The 21,261-nt window shown below is 57.1% G+C and carries 17 protein-coding genes; 14 read left to right on the forward strand and 3 right to left on the reverse strand.

Features of this window, described 5'->3' with window-relative positions:
- Positions 1 to 82 precede the first annotated feature (82 nt).
- From ACK5JN_RS11305 to ACK5JN_RS11315, 3 genes are all read left to right on the forward strand, one after another.
- Complete coding sequence (locus ACK5JN_RS11305; protein WP_416870257.1) at positions 83 to 1,297, forward strand: anaerobic sulfatase maturase; 1,215 nt, start codon at positions 83 to 85, stop codon at positions 1,295 to 1,297.
- Positions 1,298 to 1,321: 24 nt separating this feature from the next.
- Positions 1,322 to 2,575, forward strand: coding sequence for a transposase (locus tag ACK5JN_RS11310; protein ID WP_416870258.1), 1,254 nt, complete (start codon positions 1,322 to 1,324; stop codon positions 2,573 to 2,575).
- Between the two features lie 137 nt (positions 2,576 to 2,712).
- Positions 2,713 to 4,407 carry an aryl-sulfate sulfotransferase gene (locus ACK5JN_RS11315; protein WP_416870259.1) on the forward strand — a complete coding sequence of 565 codons (1,695 nt, stop codon included), beginning with the start codon at positions 2,713 to 2,715 and terminating at the stop codon, positions 4,405 to 4,407.
- Positions 4,408 to 4,523: 116 nt separating this feature from the next.
- Here the strand turns inward: ACK5JN_RS11315 and dld are convergent, their stop codons facing one another.
- Positions 4,524 to 6,245 (reverse strand): D-lactate dehydrogenase, encoded by a 1,722-nt coding sequence (gene dld, locus ACK5JN_RS11320; protein WP_416870260.1) that lies wholly within the window; start codon positions 6,243 to 6,245, stop codon positions 4,524 to 4,526.
- 197 nt (positions 6,246 to 6,442) lie between these two features.
- Between dld and bglX the strand changes: the two genes are divergently transcribed.
- The 8 genes from bglX (at position 6,443) to ACK5JN_RS11360 (ending at position 17,199) form a co-directional block, all read left to right on the forward strand.
- Positions 6,443 to 8,740 (forward strand): beta-glucosidase BglX, encoded by a 2,298-nt coding sequence (gene bglX, locus ACK5JN_RS11325; protein WP_416870261.1) that lies wholly within the window; start codon positions 6,443 to 6,445, stop codon positions 8,738 to 8,740.
- 384 nt (positions 8,741 to 9,124) lie between these two features.
- Positions 9,125 to 10,465 (forward strand): glycoside hydrolase family 28 protein, encoded by a 1,341-nt coding sequence (locus ACK5JN_RS11330; protein WP_416870262.1) that lies wholly within the window; start codon positions 9,125 to 9,127, stop codon positions 10,463 to 10,465.
- Between the two features lie 61 nt (positions 10,466 to 10,526).
- The gene (locus ACK5JN_RS11335; protein ID WP_416870263.1) at positions 10,527 to 12,089 is read left to right on the forward strand and encodes an MFS transporter; all 1,563 of its coding nucleotides are present in this window, start codon (positions 10,527 to 10,529) and stop codon (positions 12,087 to 12,089) included.
- Positions 12,090 to 12,155: 66 nt separating this feature from the next.
- On the forward strand, positions 12,156 to 13,391 hold the full coding sequence (locus tag ACK5JN_RS11340) for an MFS transporter (RefSeq protein ID WP_416870264.1): 1,236 nt from the start codon (positions 12,156 to 12,158) through the stop codon (positions 13,389 to 13,391).
- 68 nt (positions 13,392 to 13,459) lie between these two features.
- The gene (locus ACK5JN_RS11345) at positions 13,460 to 14,371 is read left to right on the forward strand and encodes an ABC transporter substrate-binding protein (protein ID WP_416870265.1); all 912 of its coding nucleotides are present in this window, start codon (positions 13,460 to 13,462) and stop codon (positions 14,369 to 14,371) included.
- 12 nt (positions 14,372 to 14,383) lie between these two features.
- A complete protein-coding gene (locus ACK5JN_RS11350) occupies positions 14,384 to 15,538 on the forward strand; it encodes an ABC transporter permease (protein WP_416870266.1) in 1,155 nt (384 codons plus the stop codon).
- Positions 15,531 to 16,478: an ABC transporter ATP-binding protein gene (locus ACK5JN_RS11355; protein WP_416870267.1), complete on the forward strand. Its 948-nt coding sequence runs from the start codon at positions 15,531 to 15,533 to the stop codon at positions 16,476 to 16,478. Before ACK5JN_RS11350 ends, ACK5JN_RS11355 begins: the two co-directional genes overlap by 8 nt.
- Positions 16,462 to 17,199 carry an ABC transporter permease gene (locus ACK5JN_RS11360; RefSeq protein ID WP_416870268.1) on the forward strand — a complete coding sequence of 246 codons (738 nt, stop codon included), beginning with the start codon at positions 16,462 to 16,464 and terminating at the stop codon, positions 17,197 to 17,199. The genes ACK5JN_RS11355 and ACK5JN_RS11360 overlap by 17 nt, the downstream gene beginning before the upstream one ends.
- Here ACK5JN_RS11360 and ACK5JN_RS11365 read toward each other — a convergent pair.
- Together ACK5JN_RS11365 and ACK5JN_RS11370 are read right to left on the reverse strand one after the other, a co-directional pair.
- A complete protein-coding gene (locus tag ACK5JN_RS11365) occupies positions 17,174 to 17,287 on the reverse strand; it encodes a protein YohO (protein ID WP_074398756.1) in 114 nt (37 codons plus the stop codon). The two genes, ACK5JN_RS11360 and ACK5JN_RS11365, sit on opposite strands and share 26 nt — an antisense overlap.
- A 59-nt stretch (positions 17,288 to 17,346) precedes the next feature.
- On the reverse strand, positions 17,347 to 18,066 hold the full coding sequence (locus ACK5JN_RS11370) for a MerR family transcriptional regulator (protein ID WP_416870269.1): 720 nt from the start codon (positions 18,064 to 18,066) through the stop codon (positions 17,347 to 17,349).
- 210 nt (positions 18,067 to 18,276) lie between these two features.
- Between ACK5JN_RS11370 and ACK5JN_RS11375 the strand changes: the two genes are divergently transcribed.
- Genes ACK5JN_RS11375 through ACK5JN_RS11385 form a run of 3 tightly spaced genes read left to right on the forward strand, consistent with a single transcriptional unit; the run spans position 18,277 to position 21,193 of the window.
- On the forward strand, positions 18,277 to 19,962 hold the full coding sequence (locus tag ACK5JN_RS11375) for a LytS/YhcK type 5TM receptor domain-containing protein (protein WP_416870270.1): 1,686 nt from the start codon (positions 18,277 to 18,279) through the stop codon (positions 19,960 to 19,962).
- On the forward strand, positions 19,959 to 20,678 hold the full coding sequence (gene btsR / locus ACK5JN_RS11380; RefSeq protein WP_416870271.1) for a two-component system response regulator BtsR: 720 nt from the start codon (positions 19,959 to 19,961) through the stop codon (positions 20,676 to 20,678). Before ACK5JN_RS11375 ends, btsR begins: the two co-directional genes overlap by 4 nt.
- Before the next feature lie 47 nt (positions 20,679 to 20,725).
- Positions 20,726 to 21,193 carry a DUF1456 family protein gene (locus ACK5JN_RS11385; RefSeq protein ID WP_416870272.1) on the forward strand — a complete coding sequence of 156 codons (468 nt, stop codon included), beginning with the start codon at positions 20,726 to 20,728 and terminating at the stop codon, positions 21,191 to 21,193.
- The last annotated feature ends 68 nt before the right edge of the window (positions 21,194 to 21,261 follow it).

Here is a 21,261-nt window from a genome sequence, read left to right on the forward strand (position 1 = left end):
ATAATAATATCATAGCTATGCCACTTTAGGGATGTTCCCGCCTGATTCAGTATGCTAATGCTGAATCAGGTTCTTTTATTTCATGGACAGGATTGTTATGCGAAGAAAAAGTTGTCAGGTGATGATTAAACCAACCGGGTCAGTGTGTAATCTGGACTGTAAATACTGCTTTTATCTTGAAAAAGAGAAACTCTATCCAGAGAGGAAGGCAAATTATAAAATGACAGATGATATGCTGGAAATGTTTGTCAAGCAGCATATCGCGGCACAGGATGTTGATGAGGTCATTTTTGCATGGCAGGGCGGAGAGCCAACATTAATGGGGCTTGATTTTTATCGTAAAGTCGTTGCTCTTCAGAAAATCTATGCGGCAGGAAAAAACATTGTTAATACCTTTCAGACGAATGGCATATTGATTGATGAGCAATGGGCTATCTTTTTTAAAGAACACCAATTTCTGGTAGGCATTTCTATTGATGGCGATGCGGAACTGCATGATGCCTGGCGAGTGACCCGTTCGGGTAAACCTACTCACGCTAAAGTCGAGCAGGCCGTTAAGTGTCTGGTGCATCATCAGGTAGAATTTAATACATTAACGGTTGTGAATAGTGTCAATATGCATCATCCAGTAAGTACCTATCAGTATCTTAAAAGTATTGGGTGTCGCTATATGCAGTTTATTCCGCTAGTTGAACGGGTCGGTGACGATGGCGGTGAAATAAGTCTGGCTCACCCGACTGACAAACAAGCGGTGATGACGCCATGGTCGGTTGATTCCGCCCAGTTTGGTCATTTTCTTAACGCTGTCTTCGACGTTTGGCTACGGGAAGATATCGGCCATATAGGCATTCAGCTGTTCGAGCAAACGCTGAGCGCCTGGTGTGGATTACCGGCGCAGGTGTGTGTGTTTTCTCCTGTCTGCGGTAGTGCTTTTGCGATGGAAATGAATGGTGATGTCTACAATTGCGATCATTTTGTCTATCCGCAGTATAAATTGGGCAATATTCACGAGACAACATTACGTCAGATGAATGAGGGAACTCAGAATCATCAGTTTGGTGATGCTAAAAACAGCATGATGGCGCTTGAATGTCATTCCTGTGAATGGAAATTTGCCTGCTATGGCGGCTGTCCAAAACACCGATTTTTACCCTCCGCATCGGGTCAATTGAATCAGAATTATCTATGTGCTGGCTATAAGACTTTTTTCTCACACACGGCCTCAGCGATGAAAACGATGAAGCTGCTTTATGAACATGGCATTTCGCCTACCGAGATTAGAACAATGTTTGTTTGATGAGAATATTCACAAGGAGTGAATATGTTCACACCTATTAATGTTGATGTTTGTAAAACACCAGATTGTAAAAATTTAGGCGTCATGAATAGCCCGGATTATGTTGTCCAGGGGAGTAATGTGTTATGCCAGGAATGCGGTTTCTTATTTCCTATTATTTCGACTAAATCGCTCAACACGTTCCGCACTGCGGTTAATCGTCCGTGGAAAAGCGTCGCCAGACAATGTCCTGGTTGTGGTGGTACCTCATTAAAACGCAATGGGTTTTCAGCGCAGGGTGTGCAAAGGATGCTGTGCCATCACTGTAATAAGACGTTTGTCTTACCTGCTCACAGCAAGACCACGATCCGTCAGGCTCACCTCGCCACTCTCATTAAAGAGGGCGTAGCGCCTGCTGAGATTTGCAGGACCCTTGCTATCAATAATACGACGCTGGGTCGTGAGTTAGCGCATTTATCTCATCAGGCTCACCTGGCGGAACGAGATGTCGGCGCTTCTGCGTTTGATGTCGTGCTCAGCACACGAGCATTCTATGTTAAGTTTAACGGCGGCAATAGCCGTCTCTATATTCTGGTCACCGCCGAGGAAAATAGCGGCCGGGTGGTAGCGATCTCCACCAACTATTGTCCACACCCGGTTGAAGCAGAATACCAGTATCACTCTCAGTATGAAGAGCGTCTGCCTCCCGGTACGCTGATGCATCTTGTTCAACGCAAAGAAATGCTCACTATGCGACGTCATGGAGTGCTCTTTAATATTGATTATGGCCCGGCAACGCTGCACCGCTACGATCGTGGCATGCTGGTGAAACCAGTATTGCCTGCTTATCGCCATTTTGGCCTGGTTCGTCTGTTAATCGAGCCGCATTCACTTAACGTCCAGCATAACATCGATCATGAGTGCTTTATCCTTGGAGGATGCCTGGTGGCGAACCTGGCAGATATCCAGCAAGGGCGCTGCCATATCTCATTTGTCAGAGAGTGGGGGGCTTCTCCGCCAGTTCGAGCGCTACCGCCCCGCTTATTTTATAGTGGTGGTATTCGAAATAATGTCTGGCGAACCTATTCTACACGCGATTATGCGATGGCGGTGTGCAATTTGACGGGATGCAAGAACACGCATCTATTGCGGCATGTGACTTTAAAAAGTGCGACCGATTTTATTCAGTATGTGCAAAATCATTCATTTTTTATGTATCTCAATAAGATGTCTCCGGCAAACCTAACGGCTGTGCTAGAACATATAAAACATGAGTATAACTGCTCTCTTTTACAATGATAATGTGTTGAGGTAAATCTCATTGCTGAATTGATTTTAGATGATGTTCTTTTGTTTTTAAAATTAAAAATTCTTGGTGTATTGGTTGTATAGCTTCGATGGGAGGCTATATGAATTTAATTTACCAGGAGATTTCTATGAGAGAACTACCCGCACCACGTCCGGCAGTGAATCAGCACATTGATGAAAATAATGCGATGGTAATTAGCCATAATACAATTTATCAGAGTTGCTTTGAGCAGATTACGCAAGACAATACAGCAGAAAATGCGATTATTATGTTAGATCCTTATGGCACTGCGCCACTCAGCGCTTATGCCGGGATTTGGAGTGCTGGAGCCTGTGAGATTGACTTAGTCATTCAGGATGTAGCGCAAACGGCAGAAGCCGTAGAGCATACATGGAGTCTGGAGGCAGGCGCGAACCTGGTGCCTGTACTGGGACTGCTGGCGGACACTGAAAACAAGGTCACATTATCGATTGGTGGGAATGTCGTCGCTTCATATATCATCGTAACAACGCCTTTACCCGCAACCGATTCGGCTGATGTGCAGTTAGGCTTCCCCGTTATTGAGGTCACCCAGGCAGTGACTGATGTCGATAAGATGGCATCAGGTTTGTATTTTCTGACACTCTTTGACCGTTATAATTTTGCATTGGATCAGGCTGGCTTAGTCCGCTGGTATGTCACTCAGGATCTGCCTTCATTTAATCTCCTGCGTCTTGCAAATGGCCATTTTTTAGCAACGTCTGAGGCAAAAAATACCTATCTGAATATGTATGAATTCGACATGATGGGACGAGTTTATACCGTGTATATCTTAGATAATCAGTTCCACCATTCTATCTGGGAATGGACTGAACATCGGGTTGTGGCACCGTCTGAATATACTAATGGTAGACCTGACGCTCTTAAAACGAATGAAGATGGGGTTTCTATTGTCGATCTGACCACGGGGCTGGAGGTGGCTTACTATGATATGACGGCCGTCCTGGACCCGACACGAACGGCTCGCCCATCAGGGACGGCACCGGGAGAAGATCCTACCGTTAAGGATTGGCTGCATATTAATCAGAGCTACGTTAACCAAACCAATAATTTGCTCATTGCTTCTGGTCGTCATCAAAGTGCTATTTTTGGTGTCGATATGGAAACAGCTGAACTTCGCTTTATCATGTCAACACATGAAGACTGGAATGAGGCGCTTCAGCCTTATCTCCTGACGCCGGTGGATAGTGATGGCCATCCACTGTACGACTTTAGTCAGCAGGAAGATATTGATGCTGCCGATCGTGATTTCTGGACGTGGGGGCAGCATAACGTTGTCGAAATTGCTAATGCTGAGCCAGGTATTGTGGAGTTTATCGTTTTTGATAATGGAAACTTCCGTTCTCGAGATGATAGCAAGAGCTTATTGCCGCCAGATAATTATAGTCGGGTGGTTCAGTTTATCGTTAATCTGAATAATATGACGGTCATGCGACCATTCGAATACGGTAAGGAACTGGGCCCCCGTGGCTATAGCAGTTGTGTGAGCGCGAAAGAAATTCAGCAGAATGGCAATATTGTCGTGCATTTCGGCGACTGTACATTTGATGAGAATGGTCGGGCGATTTCCTGCCAGCCGGGAGAAAGTGATGTAATTGATCCTCAGGAAGGGAGCGAGGCGATGGGGCGTCTATTGCTGCAAGAAATTGATCCCTCGTCTAAAACCGTGCTTTTTGAGGTCACTTTTTCATCGGGTTACTTTAAAGATGAAGCGACGAATGGGGAAGGTTATCGTTATGACATTACAGGTTTTCGCATCTATAAAATGAATCTTTATGCGTGATATTTCACGATATTAGATATGTATAAAGCCCGGCGTCGCTATGCTTAGCCGGGCTTTCCATCAATCATTGCCCGGGAGAAACGTTTATGCTGGCCCGGGATTTCGCAGACATCACATCAGGCGTCGCGCTTTTCACCCCAATATTTGAGCTTACTGGTTTTACCAATCCCCGGGTTCATGCTGTTGGTCGGATCGTTTTCGCGATAGTGACGCTGAAGATTTTCATCCGCTTCATACAGATGCCCGACGTTGTGCTCCGCCGGATACTGCGCCCCGCGCTCGCGCAGCAGCGCCAGCATCTGCTCCTTCAGCGCGTGGGCGTCGACGCCTTTTTTCACAATGTAGTCCTGGTGGAAAACGTGACACATAAAGTGGCCGTAGTACAGTTTGTGCACCAGCTTGCTGTCGATTTCCGGCGGCAGATGCTCGAACCATTCGGTGTCGTTACGACGCAGCGCGATGTCCAGCGCCAGAATATCTTCCACCTCATCCGCGTGCACCGCCTGATAGCGGATCGCCGCGCCCGCCGCCGCGAAGCGGTGCAGGAATGCTTTGCTGCCTTCTTCAGGCGTACAGACGAAGAAATCGCCCTCCGCCTGCTTGAAGTATTCCACCAGCCAGGCTTTAGCTTCGTCAATGCCCTCGCCGGACATTTTCAGCAGCAGGTGATGCTCATATTTATCGCGCCAGGTTTTCATGCGTTCCGGCAGGTGCGCCGGGAAGGCGTGACCCAGCTTCTGCATAAAGCGATCGGTGAAGTGCGGCTTGAACAGCGACACTTTTTCCAGCATGGCGTCAGCGCGGCCCTTCATGGTGAAGAAGAACGGCATTTTGTCGGTGCCGAGCTTGTCGATCATCAGGAAGGTGTCTTTACCGTACTGCTCGGCAATATCGTAGATATCGCGGTGCATATACTCGCCCGCCACTGGCAGGTTGTTGAATTCGGCCAGAATATGGCGGCGAATTTCGGTCAGCACCTCCGGCTGGTTGGTGCCGATGTAAAACACCTGCTGGCGTTTTTCCGCCGGGAAGGTGTCGAGACGCGCGGCGAACACCGCCAGCTTGCCCGCGCAGCCGGAGGATTCAAACAGACGCTGCGGGTCGGCGTTGTAGCGCGCCGGGGTATCGGCGTTGACGTCGCGTACCCGGTTCACGTAATCGTGGTCGTGCGCGTGACGGCCATCGTGGCGCACATCGCTGTCCTTCACGCGATCGTCGTCGAGCTTGCTGAGGATCTGCTCCGGCGTTTGGCCCAGATCGATCCCTAAATGGTTAACCAGCGTCAGCTTGCCGTTTTCATCGATGCGCGCAAACAGCGACATCTCGGTGTAGGCCGGGCCGCGCTGCACCAGCGAACCGCCGGAGTTGTTGCAGATCCCACCAATGACCGACGCGCCGATGCAGGAAGAGCCAATCACCGAGTGCGGCTCGCGCCCCAGCGGTTTGAGCGCTTTTTCCAGTGAATACAGCGTCGTGCCCGGCCAGGCCAACACCTGCTCGCCCTTATCCAGCAGGTGCAGCTTATCGAGACGCAGGGTACTGATAATGACGATATCGCGGTCGTAGTCGTTACCGCTTGGCGTTGAGCCTTCGGTCAGTCCGGTGTTGGCGGCCTGCATCAGAATAATTTTGTCCGCATTGACGCAGGCGTTCAGCACGCGCCACAACTCCAGCAGCGAGCCGGGAAACACCACCGCCAGCGCGTCGCCGTGCCCGGAACGGAAGCCTTTACGGTAGCGGGCGGTTTTGGCCGGGTCGGTCAGCAGGTGAGCGTGACCAACCAGACGGGAGAGTTCGTTAATCAGCGCGTTATTATCATTTGTGGTTTGAAAAGCCATTCTCCACTCCTTGTGGTGGGACAAATTGTCGTCTCTAAGAATAGCGCTTTGTATGATTATTGGGGGAGTGAATGTTTCTAAAAATCAGAGAATAACCTTAGCTTTCTGTACCGCGCTCCTTTACCTTTATGGCAAACTGCGGCTTTTCATCGACTCTCAGCCGCTCTACCCGGCATGGATACAAGAGACTACAAAATATGAAATGGCTATTTTCTGTTGGCGTCGCCGTGAGCCTGGCGCTGCAACCCGCCCTGGCGGAAGATCTGTTCGGTAACCATCCGCTGACGCCGCAGGCGCGGGATGCCTTTGTGACCGACCTTCTGAAAAAAATGACGGTCGATGAAAAAATCGGCCAGCTGCGCCTGATTAGCGTGGGCCCGGACAACCCGAAAGAAGCCATCCGCGAGATGATTAAAGACGGCCAGGTCGGCGCGATCTTTAATACCGTGACGCGCCAGGATATCCGCGCCATGCAGGATCAGGTGATGTCGCTTAGCCGCCTGAAAATTCCGCTGTTCTTTGCCTACGACGTGGTGCACGGCCAGCGTACCGTATTTCCGATTAGCCTGGGGCTGGCCTCTACCTTTAACCTCGACGCGGTGAAAACCGTGGGGCGCATTTCGGCCTATGAAGCGGCGGACGACGGCCTGAATATGACCTGGGCGCCGATGGTTGACGTCTCGCGCGATCCGCGCTGGGGCCGCGCATCGGAAGGGTTTGGTGAAGACACCTACCTCACCGCCGTGATGGGGCAAAATATGGTGGAAGCGATGCAGGGGAAAAGCCCGGCGGATCGCTACTCGGTGATGACCAGCGTTAAACACTTCGCCGCTTACGGTGCGGTGGAAGGCGGCAAAGAGTACAACACCGTCGATATGAGCTCGCAGCGCCTGTTCAACGACTATATGCCTCCGTACAAAGCGGGGCTGGATGCGGGCAGCGGCGCGGTGATGATCGGCCTGAACTCGCTGAACGGCACGCCGGCCACGTCCGACACCTGGCTGCTGAAAGACGTGCTGCGCAATCAGTGGGGCTTTAAAGGCATCACCGTCTCGGATCACGGGGCGATTAAAGAACTGATTAAACACGGCGTCGCCTCCGACCCGGAAGACGCCGTACGCGTGGCGCTGAAGGCCGGCATTGATATGAGCATGAGCGACGAATACTACAGCAAGTACCTGCCGGGGCTGGTGAAATCCGGCAAGGTGACGATGGCCGAGCTGGACGACGCCACCCGCCACGTGCTGAACGTGAAATACGATATGGGCCTGTTTAACGATCCGTACAGCCATTTGGGGCCGAAAGCGTCGGATCCGCAGGACACCAACGCCGAAAGTCGTCTGCATCGTGCCGAAGCGCGCGACGTGGCGCGCCAGAGCCTGGTGCTGCTGAAAAACCGCCTTGAAACGCTGCCGCTGAAGAAAAACGCCACCGTTGCCGTGGTTGGCCCGCTGGCCGATAGCCAGCGCGACGTGATGGGCAGCTGGTCCGCCGCTGGGGTGGCTGGCCAGTCCGTGACCGTGCTGACCGGTATTAAAAACGTGATGGGCGGCGAGGGCAAAGTGCTGTACGCCAAGGGGGCGAACGTCACCGGCGATAAAGGCATTATCGACTTCCTGAACCTGTATGAAGAAGCGGTGAAGGTTGACCCGCGCTCGCCGCAGGCGATGATTGACGAAGCGGTGACCGCGGCGAAACAGTCCGACGTTGTCGTGGCGGTGGTGGGCGAAGCGCAGGGCATGGCCCACGAAGCCTCCAGCCGTACCGAACTGTCAATTCCGCAAAGCCAGCAGGATCTGATTGCGGCCCTGAAAGCCACCGGCAAACCGCTGGTCCTGGTGCTGATGAACGGCCGCCCGCTGACGCTGGTGAAAGAAGATCAGCAGGCCGACGCCATTCTGGAAACCTGGTTCGCCGGTACCGAAGGCGGCAACGCCATCGCCGACGTGCTGTTCGGCGACTACAACCCGTCCGGCAAGCTGCCGATGTCTTTCCCGCGCTCCGTGGGGCAGATTCCGCAGTACTACAGTCACCTGAACACCGGTCGCCCGTACAACGCCGACAAGCCAAACAAGTACACCTCGCGCTACTTTGACGAAGCCAACGGCCCGCTGTATCCGTTCGGCTACGGCCTGAGCTACACCACCTTCTCGGTTTCCGACGTGAAAATGTCCGCACCGAGCATGAAGGTGGACGGCAGCGTGACCGCCAGCGTGCAGGTGACCAACACCGGCAAGCGTGAAGGCGCGACGGTAATCCAGATGTACCTGCAGGACGTGACCGCCTCAATGAGCCGCCCGGTGAAACAGCTGAAAGGTTTTGAGAAGGTGACGCTGAAGCCGGGTGAAACCCAGACCGTGAGCTTCCCGATTGACGTGGACGCGCTGAAATTCTGGAACCAGCAGATGAAGTATGCCGCCGAGCCGGGCAAGTTTAACGTGTTTATCGGCGTGGATTCCGCGCGCGTGAAGCAGGGCGAGTTCGAGCTGCTGTAAGAGAGCGTGTGCGAACGTCCCGGTTTATCAAGCCGCACTTAACGGTCCCCTCTCCCCCACGGGGAGAGGGTTAGGGTGAGGGGCAACCCCTCAAACCCCACTCCCGCATCATTTTGTGATCCCTATCGCTATTCCCCGCCTATCGCTGGGCAATCTGCGTCAAATGGCCCGTTTCATCCCTTAAATACCCCCCTTTTTGTGACGAACTTCACTTATCACCCGCCCCGACGCAGCGCGTTTTGTGCGCTTGCTCAAAACCCGTCTGAAGCCGCCATACCCGGCGTGACACCATTCACTAATACGTAAAAAAGCCCGTTTCTGCCCCGCGAGCGCGGCGCTGAATGCGCGTTAAATGCAGCTATCTCAACATTCGCAGGTAGCCACATGAAAATTTCACTGCATAACACCTCCCTCGACCGCAGCGGCAACACGCCGCTAACCGCCCAGCTGCAGCAGCTGATCGACGAAATCGACCGCGCGGGCGGCGGCACGCTGGTGGTGTCGCCGGGCGACTGGATGACCGGCACGCTGATTCTGCCGTCTAACTTTACCCTGCATCTGGAAGCGGGCGCGCGGCTGCTGGCCAGCCCTCGCGCCGAAGATTACCCGGCGGAGCTGACGCAAACCGTCGCCGAGCTGTCGCGCATGGCGTTGATCTACGCCCGCGATGCGCACCACATCACCCTCAGCGGCGAAGGCTGCCTGGCGGGCGGCGCCAGCGCGTGGTTTTCCGCCAGCGCCGATGCCCAGGGCTATCGCCAGCCGAAAACCATGCGTCCGCGCATGCTGGTGCTGGAAGGCTGTCAGCAGGTGCGCGTGCGCGATATCACCATCAGCGACTCGCCGATGTGGACCGCCCATCTGGTGAGCTGCAATCAGGTGTTCATTCATAATCTGACCATTGATAACGACCTGGCGCTCTCCAACACCGACGCGCTGGATATCGACAGCTGCCAGCACGTGCACATCAGCGACAGCTACTTCAGCGCCGCCGATGACGGCATCTGCATCAAAACCACCCGCAAGCCGGAAGGATTACAGCAGCCGACGCGCCACGTGGTGGTCAGCAACTGCCTGATCCGCTCGAAAAGCTGCGCCATCAAAATTGGCACCGAAACCTACGCCGATATCAGCCATATCGCGGTACACAACTGCTCGATCTTTGAGTCCAACCGCGGCATTGGTCTGGTCTCCCGCGACGGCGGCCAGTTCAGCCAGATGATCTTCAGCAACATCCTGTTCGACTGCCGCCACGGTCACCCGTGCCACTGGGGTAAAGCGGACCCGGTCTTTATCTCCGTGCGCCATCGTGACCCGCAGGTGCAGCCGGGCAGGGTGGAAGACATCACCTTTAGCCAGCTTTCCGGCGTGAGCGAAGGGGCCATCAATCTGCACAGCGAAACGCCGGGCGATATCCGCCGGGTGACCTTTAACGCGCTGTCGTTGCAGCAGCTGTCCGGGCCGTCCGAAGAGCAGGGCTGCTATGACATTCGCCCGCCGTGCAACCCGGCGAGCCCGACCGGCATGGGGCTGGACAACGCCTATCGGGTCAATCCGCAGAGCGGGCGCGCGTGGGGCGTTGACGCCTATCCGGGCGGCCTGCCGGCGCTGTACGCCAACGGCGTACAGGAACTGACGCTGCACGACCTGCGCATTCGTCGCCCCGAGCCGCTGCCGCAGGGCTGGAGCGCAAGTACCCTCGTGCAGGAAAACGCCGACGCCTGAATCTATTTGATGACGGCGCGGCTTCCGGCGCGCCGTCCTGTTTTGTTCAAGGGGATGGAAAATGATAAAAAAAGTGCGGGAGATAAAACTCCACAACTACATCTGCTATGGCCTTGCGGATGTGATCGGTTCTGGCGCCTTTACTCTGGTGAGCGCCTGGCTGCTGTTCTTCCTGACCACCTTCTGCGGCCTCACGCCCATTGAAGCGGGTTCGCTGTTTGCGGTGGCGCGTATTGTCGACGTCATCATGTGCCCATGCATGGGTTACATTTCCGATAACTTCCACAAAACGCGCCTCGGCCGCCGCTTTGGCCGCCGTCGTTTCTTCCTGCTGCTGAGCATTCCGCTGGTGGCGGTGTACAGCCTGCTGTGGGTTCAGGGCTTTAACTACTGGATCTATCTGCTGGTCTACATTCTGTTCGAAATCGTCTATTCGATGATTCTGATCCCGTACGACACGCTGTCGGCGGAGATGACCTCCGACTTCACCAAACGCTCTAAGCTGACCTGCGCGCGCATGTACATCGCCCAGTTCGCCGGCTTCACCGCCGCGTTCCTGCCGGGCCGCCTGCTGGCTTACTTTGGTTCCGACTCGGCCATCTCCTTCTTCTACGCCGGGGCGATTTTCACCGTCGCCTTTATGGTGGTGTTGTTCTTCGTCTACTTCGGCACCTGGGAGCGTTCAATTGAAGAGATTGAGCAGAGCGAGCGCAACGTTGAGCATCAAGAGAAGCAGCCGCTGGCAAAACGCCTGTTCGATATTTACTACGATTTTGTCTCTACGCTGAAGATCAAAACCTTCCGCTCCCACCTCGGGATGTATCTGGGCGGCTCGGTGGCGCAGGATATCTTCAACTCCGTCTTTACCTACTTTGTGGTCTTCGCGCTGGCCACCTCCTCGGTGGTCGCCAGTAACCTGCTGAGCGTGATCAACGGCCTGCAATTCTTCGGCGTCGGCGTCGCCACCTGGCTGACCCTGCGCTACTCGCCGTCCCGCGCGTTCGCCACTCAGGCGCTGATGGCGCTGGTTGCGTTCGTGCTGTTTGCCCTGACCTATGTCTACGGCTCCACCAGCATGTCGCTGCTGTATCTGGCGGCGGGCGTGGCCGGACTGGCGCGCGGCGGCATCTACTCGATTCCATGGAACAACTACACCTTCGTGGCCGACGTGGATGAGATTCTGACCTGTAACCGTCGTGAAGGGATCTTCGCTGGCTTTATGAGCCTGCTGCGTAAGGCCTCTCAGGCGCTCTCCATCTTCCTGGTGGGCGTGGCGCTGCAGATGTCCGGCTTTATTACCGGGCACAGCAGCCAGCCGCAGTCGGCGATCAACATGATCCTCGCCATCATGATCGTGCTGCCGGTGGTACTCACCCTGTGGGGCATCTGGTCGGCCTTCCAGTTCAAAGTGAACAGCCGTACTCACGCGGTGCTGAACGATGAAGTGGCGCGCCTGAAGCAGGGCGGCAGCAAAGCCACGGTTACCGCCGACACCAAAGCGGTGATCGAAAGCCTGACCGGGATGCCGTATGACCAGTGCTGGGGCGATAACACCGTCGGGCACGTCAACCGCAGCCTGTTGAAAGCGAAACAGCAGCAGTTAGAACAATTGCATAACGCGTAGTTGTTTGAAAATACATCATGTAGCCCGGGCGAGCGCAGCGACCCCGGGTTTTTGTGGATAACGGAAATGACCGATCAAAGTTTATATATTCAACAGGGTATCTGGGCGCGTCTGGGCCTGCCGCGCGAGCTGGTGTGGGGGTTTGTTGGCGTCTTCCTGTTTATTACCGGCGCCACCATTGAACAGAGCTGGCTGGCGTCGCTGCTGCAACAGCGCGGGCTCGATGCGGTGCACATCAGCCTGCTGTCCTCGGTATTCGGCCTGTGCGTGGCAGCTATCTCCTGGTTTTCCGGCATCGGCGCGGGCGTGCTGGGCGTGCGTCGGCTGATGTGGCTGGCGACGATCCTCTATTTTGTCGGCTCGGTGCCGTTTATTTTTGTCGCGCTGCCGGAGGGCAACTATCCGCTGATGATGGTGAGCTACGCGGTGCGCGGCATGGCGTATCCGCTGTTCGCCTACTCGTTTCTGGTGTGGATTAACCAGCGCTGCGAAAGCCGCATTCTCGGGCGCGCCGTCTCCTGGTTCTGGATTGCCTTCGGCGTGGGCATGACCATCGTCGGGCCGTGGTTCTCCGGCTTTATGATCCCGCGACTGGGGGAAACCACCACGCTGCTATCCGGTTTTATTTTCGTGCTGGCGGGCTGCGGCTGCGCCTTGATTCTGAACCGCGACAAGCCGCAGTGGCAGCAGGGGCAGGCGGTTGGCCAGGCGCTGGCGGAAGGCTTAATCGTACTGGTGCGCGAACCGAAAATGCGCATCGCGGTGGTGGTGAAAAGTATCAACGATATCGGTAAGTTCTCGCTGGTGATCCTGATGCCGGTTTACCTCCCGCGCTTTGGCTTCAGCATTGAAGAGTGGCTCACCATCTGGGGGCTGGTGAACGTGATCAATATCTTCGCCAACTACTTCTTCGGCTGGCTGGGCGACACCATCGGCTGGCGCAACACGGTGGTGTGGTTTGCCGGCACGCTGTGCGGGCTGGCGGCGCTGGCGGTCTGCTACGCGCCGGTGCTGTTCGGCCACAGCAGCGCAGCGCTGATTGCCGCGCTGGCGATTTACGCCATCGGCCTCGGCGCGTTTGGCCCGTTGAGCGCGCTTATTCCTTCTCTGTTGCCGGAAAACAAAGGCGCAGCGATCTCCTGCCTCAATCTCGGTTCCGGCCTCAGCAACTTCGTCGGGCCGTTTATCGTCACGCTGTGCGTGAATCCGCTGGGCGTGGAAGGCACGCTGTGGGTGATTGCGCTGCTCTATTTCGCCGCCAGTTTGCTGACGATCCCGTTAAAAATGCCGGAACAGGGTTGAATTCTCCATTTTCGTCTACGCTTTTTGCTTAAGCGCCTGTTAATTGAGCGCAAATAAGAGGAAAGCGTATGACGATTGCAAGGGGATGGACGCTGGCGCTGCTGGCTGCGGTGAGTCTGCCGGCGCTGGCCGCCGAGCCGGTCAAGGTAGGGTCAAAAATTGACACCGAGGGCGCGCTGCTCGGTAATTTGATTTTGCAGGTGCTGGAGAGCCACGGCGTCAGCACCGTCAATAAAGTGCAGCTTGGCACTACGCCGGTGGTGCGCGGAGCGATTACCTCCGGCGCGCTGGATATCTACCCGGAATACACCGGCAACGGCGCTTTCTTCTTTAAAGATGAAAACGACCCGGCGTGGAAAAATGCCCAGGCGGGCTATGAAAAGGTGAAAAAGCTGGATGCCGAGAAAAATCATCTGCTGTGGCTGACCCCTGCGCCCGCCAATAACACCTGGACCCTCGCGGTACGCAAAGAGGTGGCGGAGAAAAATAAGCTCACCTCGCTTGCCGATCTGAGCCGCTATCTCAAGGACGGCGGCACCTTCAAGCTGGCGGCCTCGGCGGAATTTATCGAGCGCCCGGACGCGCTGCCAGCCTTCGAAAAAGCCTACGATTTTAAACTCTCCCAGGAGCAGCTGCTGTCGCTGGCGGGCGGCGACACGGCGGTGACCATCAAAGCCGCCGCGCAGCAAACTTCCGGCGTCAACGCGGCGATGGCCTACGGCACCGACGGCCCGGTGGCGGCGTTAGGCTTACAAACGCTGAGCGATCCGAAAGGCGTGCAGCCTATTTATGCGCCGACGCCGGTGGTGCGCGAAGCGGTGCTGAAAGCCTATCCGGATATCGAAAAATGGCTGCAGCCGGTGTTTGCCAGCCTGGACGAGAAAACCCTGCAATCCCTGAACGCCAAAATTGCGGTGGAAGGGCTGGATGCCAAAACAGTGGCGGCGGACTACCTGAAAGCAAAAGGGTGGGTGAAGTAACCGATTATTTCCATGCCTCGTTGTTCTAACCGCGTGGTGGCGCTGCTGGCGCTACTGCTGCTGGCCGCCGCCGCGCTGCCGTTCGCTAATTTTGCCCCGAACCGTCTGGTGTCGGGCAACGGCCTGTGGCTGTGGCAAATCTGGCCGTTTCCGCCGCTGGCGCTGCTGGTGGTACCGGTAGCGCTGTGGATTTTATGCTGGCTGCCGGGACGCCTCCCGAGCCTGCTGATTCTGCTGTTTGCGCAGGGGAGCTTCACGCTGTTGCTGTGGTCGGCGGGCCAGGCCGCTGACCATCTTGCGGCAAGCGCCAGCCCGCTGGCGCGCACCTCGCCCGGCAGCGGGCTTTGGCTGTGGCTGCTGCTGCTGATGCTTATCTGTAACGATGCGATCCGCCGTCTTACCGCGCGCCCGCTGTGGCGCTGGCTGCTCAACGTTCAGCTGTGGCTGCTGCCGTGCTGGCTGCTGTGGAGTGGGGCGCTGGACGGACTGTCGCTCCTCAAAGAGTATACCAACCGCCAGCAAACCTTTAACGATGCGCTGTCTCAGCACCTGACGCTGCTGTGGGGTACGCTGCTGCCCGCGCTGCTGATTGGCGTCCCGCTCGGCATGGCGTGCTGGCGTCATCCACGACGGCAGTCGAGCGTCTTCACGGTGCTTAATGTTATTCAGACCATTCCCTCGGTCGCGCTATTTGGCGTGTTGATTGCGCCGTTGGCCGGTCTGGCCCAGCGCTTCCCGTGGCTGGCGACGCTGGGCGTAGCCGGAACCGGCCTGACGCCGGCGCTGATTGCGCTGGTGCTCTACGCGCTGCTGCCGCTGGTGCGCGGCGTGGTGGCCGGGATGCAGCAGGTGTCGCCGCAGGTGCTGGAGAGCGCGGCGGCGATGGGCATGGGCCGCGGACAGCGCTTTTTGCGCGTGCAGCTGCCGCTGGCGCTCCCCGTGCTGCTGCGCAGCCTGCGGGTTGTGGTGGTACAGACGGTGGGAATGGCGGTGGTGGCCGCGCTGATTGGCGCAGGCGGCTTTGGCGCGCTGATATTCCAGGGGCTGCTCAGCAGCGCGCTGGATCTGGTGCTGCTGGGAGTGATCCCGGTGATTGCGCTGGCGGTCACCGTCGACGCGTTGCTGAGCCTGGCTGCCACCTTACTTCAAGGAGAAGCCGGTGATTGAATTTTCGCAGGTCAATAAAACGTTCGGCGACCATCCGGCGGTGAAGAACCTTTCACTGCGTCTTGAGGAAGGTGCGTTCTCGGTGCTGATTGGCACCTCCGGCTCGGGGAAATCCACCACCCTGAAGATGATTAACCGGCTGGTGGAGCCGGACAGCGGGATGATTCGCTTCGCCGGGCAGGACATCCGCGAGCAGCCGCTGCTGGCGCTGCGTCGGCGGATGGGCTACGCCATTCAGTCGATTGGTCTGTTCCCGCACTGGACGGTGGCGCAGAACATGGCCACCGTACCGCAGCTGTTGAAATGGCCAAAGGCGAAGATCAACGCCCGTATCGACGAACTGATGGCGCTGCTCGGGCTGGATGCCACGCTGCGCGAGCGCTATCCGCATCAGCTCTCCGGCGGCCAGCAGCAGCGCGTCGGCGTCGCGCGGGCGCTGGCGGGCGATCCGGAAGTGCTGCTGATGGACGAACCTTTCGGCGCGCTGGATCCGGTCACCCGCAGCGCGTTACAGCAGGAGATGCGCCGGATTCACCGTCTGCTCGGGCGCACCATCGTGCTGGTGACTCACGATATTGATGAAGCGCTGCGGCTGGCGGATAACCTGATTCTCCTCGACGGCGGCGAGGTAGTACAGCAGGGAACGCCGCTGCAGATGCTCAGCGCGCCGGGCAATGAGTTTGTCCGTACCTTCTTTGGCCGCAGCGAGCTGGGCGTGCGCCTGCTGTCGCTGCGGCAGGTGGCGGACTACGTGCGCCACGGCGAACGCGTGGCAGGAGAGGCGATCGCCGATTCGCTGTCGCTGCGCGATGCGCTGTCGGGCTTTATGGCCCAGCGGCGCACGGTGTTACCGGTGGTTAACGAAAAGGGCGTGGCGTACGGGGCGCTGCATTTTGCCGACCTGCTGCGCGAGGAGTCCGGCGATGCGCGTGCTTCGTGATCCGCTATTGTGGCTGCTGTTGCTGTTTATCGGGCTGCTGATGGCGCTACCGTATAGCGAGCCGCTGTTTCACTCTCTGTTCCCCGAACAGCCGCGCCCGCTCTATCAGCAGGCGGGCTTTCTCGCGCTGACGCTGGCGCATGGCAAGCTGGTGGTCATCTCCAGCCTGGTGGCGATTGCTGTTGGCGTTGGCGCGGGCGTGCTGGTGACGCGTCCTGCGGGGCGCGAGTTTCGTCCGCTGGTGGAAACGCTGGCGGCGATGGGGCAAACCTTTCCGCCGGTGGCGGTGCTGGCGCTGGCGGTACCGGTGATGGGCTTTGGGGAACAACCTGCGATTGTGGCGCTGATTCTCTACGGTATTCTGCCGGTGCTGCAAGGCACGCTGGCTGGATTAGCATCGGTACCCGTCGGGGCGCTGAGCGTGGCGGAGGGGATGGGCATGACGCGCGGGCAGCGGTTGTGGAAAGTCGAGCTGCCGTTGGCGGCGCCGGTGATCGTGGCGGGTATTCGTACGTCGGTTATCGTCAATATTGGCACGGCGACGATTGCGTCCACGGTGGGGGCCAATACGCTGGGCACGCCGATTATCATCGGCCTGAGCGGGTTCAACACGGCCTATGTGGTGCAGGGGGCGATTCTGGTGGCGCTGGCGGCGATTATCGTCGACCGCGCCTTTGAGCGGCTTAGCCTGAGGCTCAGCCGACACCGCCGCGCACAATAAACGAATAGCCGGCGAGCATGACGCCACCGATGCCGCTGATGGCCATCAGCGCAAAAAGAACGATCGCGGCGAATTTAGCTGACTTCATTGTGTACTCCTTTTGTTAACCAAAAGATTATACCGCGAAGCTCAGCTGTTAACGAATGATTAATTAGCAGGAAGTGCGAAGGCCACGCCGTCTTCCTGCCAGCGCGCCAGCTGGTGCTGCTGTTGGGCGCTGGGGGCCGCGCCGCACCAGATGAGCAGCGTCTGGCCGGGGAACAGCTCCGGCTGAATCTGCATCAGCGGATGAGCCAGAACGTCAACGCGCCAGCCCTGTTCACAGGCCACCCAACCTTCCAGCCACAGGCGGGTAACGTCGTTGACGTTCCAGCCGACCACCAGCGCCTGCGGCCCGGATTTACGCCGCGCGGAGGCAAGGCTAAGCGCGATGTCGTTAATCAGCACGCCGTCGAGCAGGCCGAGCAGCGTCGGCAGCGCCACCTGCGCGCTTTGCAGACGCTGACGCAGTGGAGTAAAGAGGTTGTCGACCAGGGTTCGGGCGCTGTGGCTGCGGCGCAGCGCTTTCACCCACTGGCGCAGCTGCGGGAGGTTGCCGTTACGCAGGTAGCGCAGCGCGGTCTCCTGCTGTTCCTGCCAGCCATTATCCCGTTCGCTAAGCAGATTCTTAACCTTGCTGACCTGCACGCCGGTTTCTATCCAGCGCTGGATCTCACGGATGCGGTCGATATCGGCATCGTTAAACAGGCGGTGCCCGCCGTCGGTTCGCTGTGGCTTTAACAGCGCGTAGCGCCGCTGCCACGCGCGCAGCGTTACCGGGTTGATATCACAGAGCTGAGCCACTTCGCCAATCGTGTAAAGCGCCATCTTGTCCTCCGGCATGCGATCCCCCATTTAACTTTAGACCGGGTTTGCCGACGTGACCTGTTGTGGTTGTTTTTTATTCGTTTTGCTTCGGGCGGCAGTGGATAAAATGTGATCGGTAGCATTTTTTGCACTTTTTTTGCTGGGTTTCAAAGAAAGTTATGCCGACTAAGTGTATGTTACGCAGTTTTATTTCCGCTGTGGTGTTTGGGTATGTACGAGTTTAATCTGGTGTTGCTGCTGCTTCAGCAGATGTGCGTTTTTCTGGTCATCGCCTGGCTGATGAGCAAAACGCGGCTGTTCATTCCCCTGATGCAGGTCACCGTGCGCCTGCCGCACAAGCTGCTGTGCTACGTCACTTTCTCCATTTTTTGCATTCTCGGCACCTACTTTGGTCTGCATATTGAAGACTCCATCGCCAACACGCGCGCCATTGGCGCGGTGATGGGCGGCCTGCTGGGTGGCCCGGTGGTCGGTGGACTGGTGGGTTTTACCGGCGGCCTGCACCGCTACTCAATGGGCGGGATGACCGCGCTCAGCTGTATGATCTCCACCATGGTGGAAGGGCTGCTGGGCGGGCTGGTGCACAGCATTCTGATCCGCCGCGGTCGACCGGATAAAGTGTTCAGCCCATGGACGGCGGGGGCGATAACCTTTGTCGCCGAGCTGGTGCAGATGCTGATTATCCTGCTGATTGCGCGGCCGTTTGAAGACGCGCTGCATCTGGTGCAAAGCATCGCTGCACCGATGATGGTCACCAACACGGTCGGCGCGGCGCTGTTTATGCGCATCCTGCTGGATAAGCGGGCGATGCTTGAGAAATATACCTCGGCGTTTTCGGCCACCGCCCTGAAGCTTGCCGCCTCGACCGAAGGCATCCTGCGCAAAGGCTTTAACGAAGAGAACAGCATGAAGGTGGCGCAGGTGCTGATTCAGGAGCTGGATATCGGCGCGGTGGCGATTACCGACCGGGAAAAATTGCTGGCCTTTACCGGCATCGGCGAAGATCACCATCTGCCGGGCAAGCCGATCTCCTCGCGCTATACGCAAAAAACCATTGAAACCGGCGAGGTGGTGTACGCCGACGGTAACGAAGTGCCGTATCGCTGCTCCATTCACCCCAACTGCAAGCTGGGCTCGACGCTGGTGATCCCACTGCGCGGCGAGAACCAGCGGGTGATTGGCACCATTAAGCTGTACGAGGCTAAAAATCGGTTGTTCAGCTCGATCAACCGTACCCTCGGCGAAGGGATAGCGCAGCTGCTGTCGGCGCAGATCCTGGCGGGGCAGTACGAGCGGCAGAAAGCGCTGCTGACGCAGTCGGAAATCAAGCTGCTGCACGCGCAGGTTAACCCGCACTTCCTGTTTAACGCGCTGAATACCCTTAAGGCGGTGATCCGCCGCGACAGCGAGCAGGCCAGCCAGCTGGTGCAGTATCTGTCGACGTTTTTCCGCAAGAATCTCAAACGTCCGTCGGAAATTGTCACCCTCGCCGATGAAATTGAGCATGTGAACGCCTATCTGCAAATTGAGCAGGCACGCTTTCAGTCGCGCCTGCAGGTGTATCTGGACATCCCCGATGCGCTGGCAAACCAGCAGCTGCCGGCGTTTACCCTCCAGCCCATCGTGGAGAACGCCATTAAGCACGGTACCTCGCAGCTGATGGACGTGGGGGAGATTACCCTGCGCGCCCGGCAGGAGGGGCAGCATCTGGTGCTGGATATTGAAGATAATGCCGGACTCTATCAGCCCGACGCGCCGTCTAACGGGCTGGGCATGAGCCTGGTAGATAAACGCCTGAAGATGCGTTTTGGCGACGACTGCGGTATCTCGGTAGCTTACGAAGCGGATCGTTTTACCCGAGTCACCCTGCGGTTACCTCTGGAGGAGAGCGCATGATTAAAGTGCTGATTGTCGATGATGAACCGCTGGCGCGGGAGAACCTGCGCGTGCTGCTGCAAACCCAGACGGATCTGGAGATTGTCGGCGAATGCGCCAACGCCGTGGAGGCCATTGGCGCGGTGCACCGGCTGCGTCCGGACGTGCTGTTTCTCGATATCCAGATGCCGCGCATCAGCGGGCTGGAGATGGTCGGCATGCTTGACCCGGAGCATCGGCCGTACATTGTGTTTCTGACCGCCTTTGATGAATACGCGGTGAAAGCCTTTGAAGAGCACGCGTTTGATTACCTGCTCAAACCGATCGAAGAGCAACGGCTGGAAAAAACGCTCGCCCGCCTGCGCCAGGAGCGCGCGGTGCAGGATATCTCGGCCCTCGGCGAGGGCCAGCAGGCGCTGAAGTTTATCCCCTGCACCGGGCACAGCCGTATTTATCTGCTGCAAATGGACGACGTCGCGTTTGTCAGCAGCCGGATGAGCGGGGTGTACGTCACCAGCGGCGAGGGCAAAGAGGGCTTTACCGAACTGACGCTGCGCACGCTGGAGAGCCGTACGCCGCTGATTCGCTGCCATCGCCAGCATCTGGTGAACATGGCGCATCTGAAAGAGATCCGGCTGGAGGATAATGGCCAGGCCGAGCTGCTGCTGCGTAACGGCCAGACCGTACCGGTCAGCCGTCGCTATTTAAAGACCCTGAAGGAAGCGCTGGGGCTGTAAATCGTGTAAACTTAGCCACCGTTTTTCACATCAACACCGAAGGCACTATGGTCAGTAACGATATTTTACGCAGCGTCCGCTACATCCTGAAAATGAACAATAACGATCTGGTGCGTATTTTCGCGCTGGGCGAAGCTGAAGTGACGGCGGAACAGCTGACGCCGTGGCTGCGCAAAGAGGATGAGGAAGGCTTCGTACGTTGCCCTGACATTATGCTGTCGTGCTTCCTCAACGGCCTGATTTACGAAAAACGCGGCCGCGACGAATCCGCTCCGGCGCTGTCGGTAGAACGCCGTATCAACAACAACATCATGCTGAAAAAGCTGCGCATCGCCTTTGCGCTGAAAACCGATGACATTCTGGCGATCCTGACTCAGCAGCAGTTCCGCGTGTCGATGCCGGAAATCACCGCCATGATGCGCGCGCCGGACCACAAAAACTTCCGCGAATGCGGCGACCAGTTCCTGCGCTACTTCCTGCGCGGCCTGGCGATTCGCGAGCACGCGGCGAAATAATCATCCGCAGTTTCCCGGCGGCGCTGCGCTTGGCCGGGCTACGTTTCTCGCATATTGGTAGCCCGGCC

This window comes from Kluyvera sp. (genome assembly GCF_047971185.1).
Lineage (GTDB): Bacteria > Pseudomonadota > Gammaproteobacteria > Enterobacterales > Enterobacteriaceae > Kluyvera.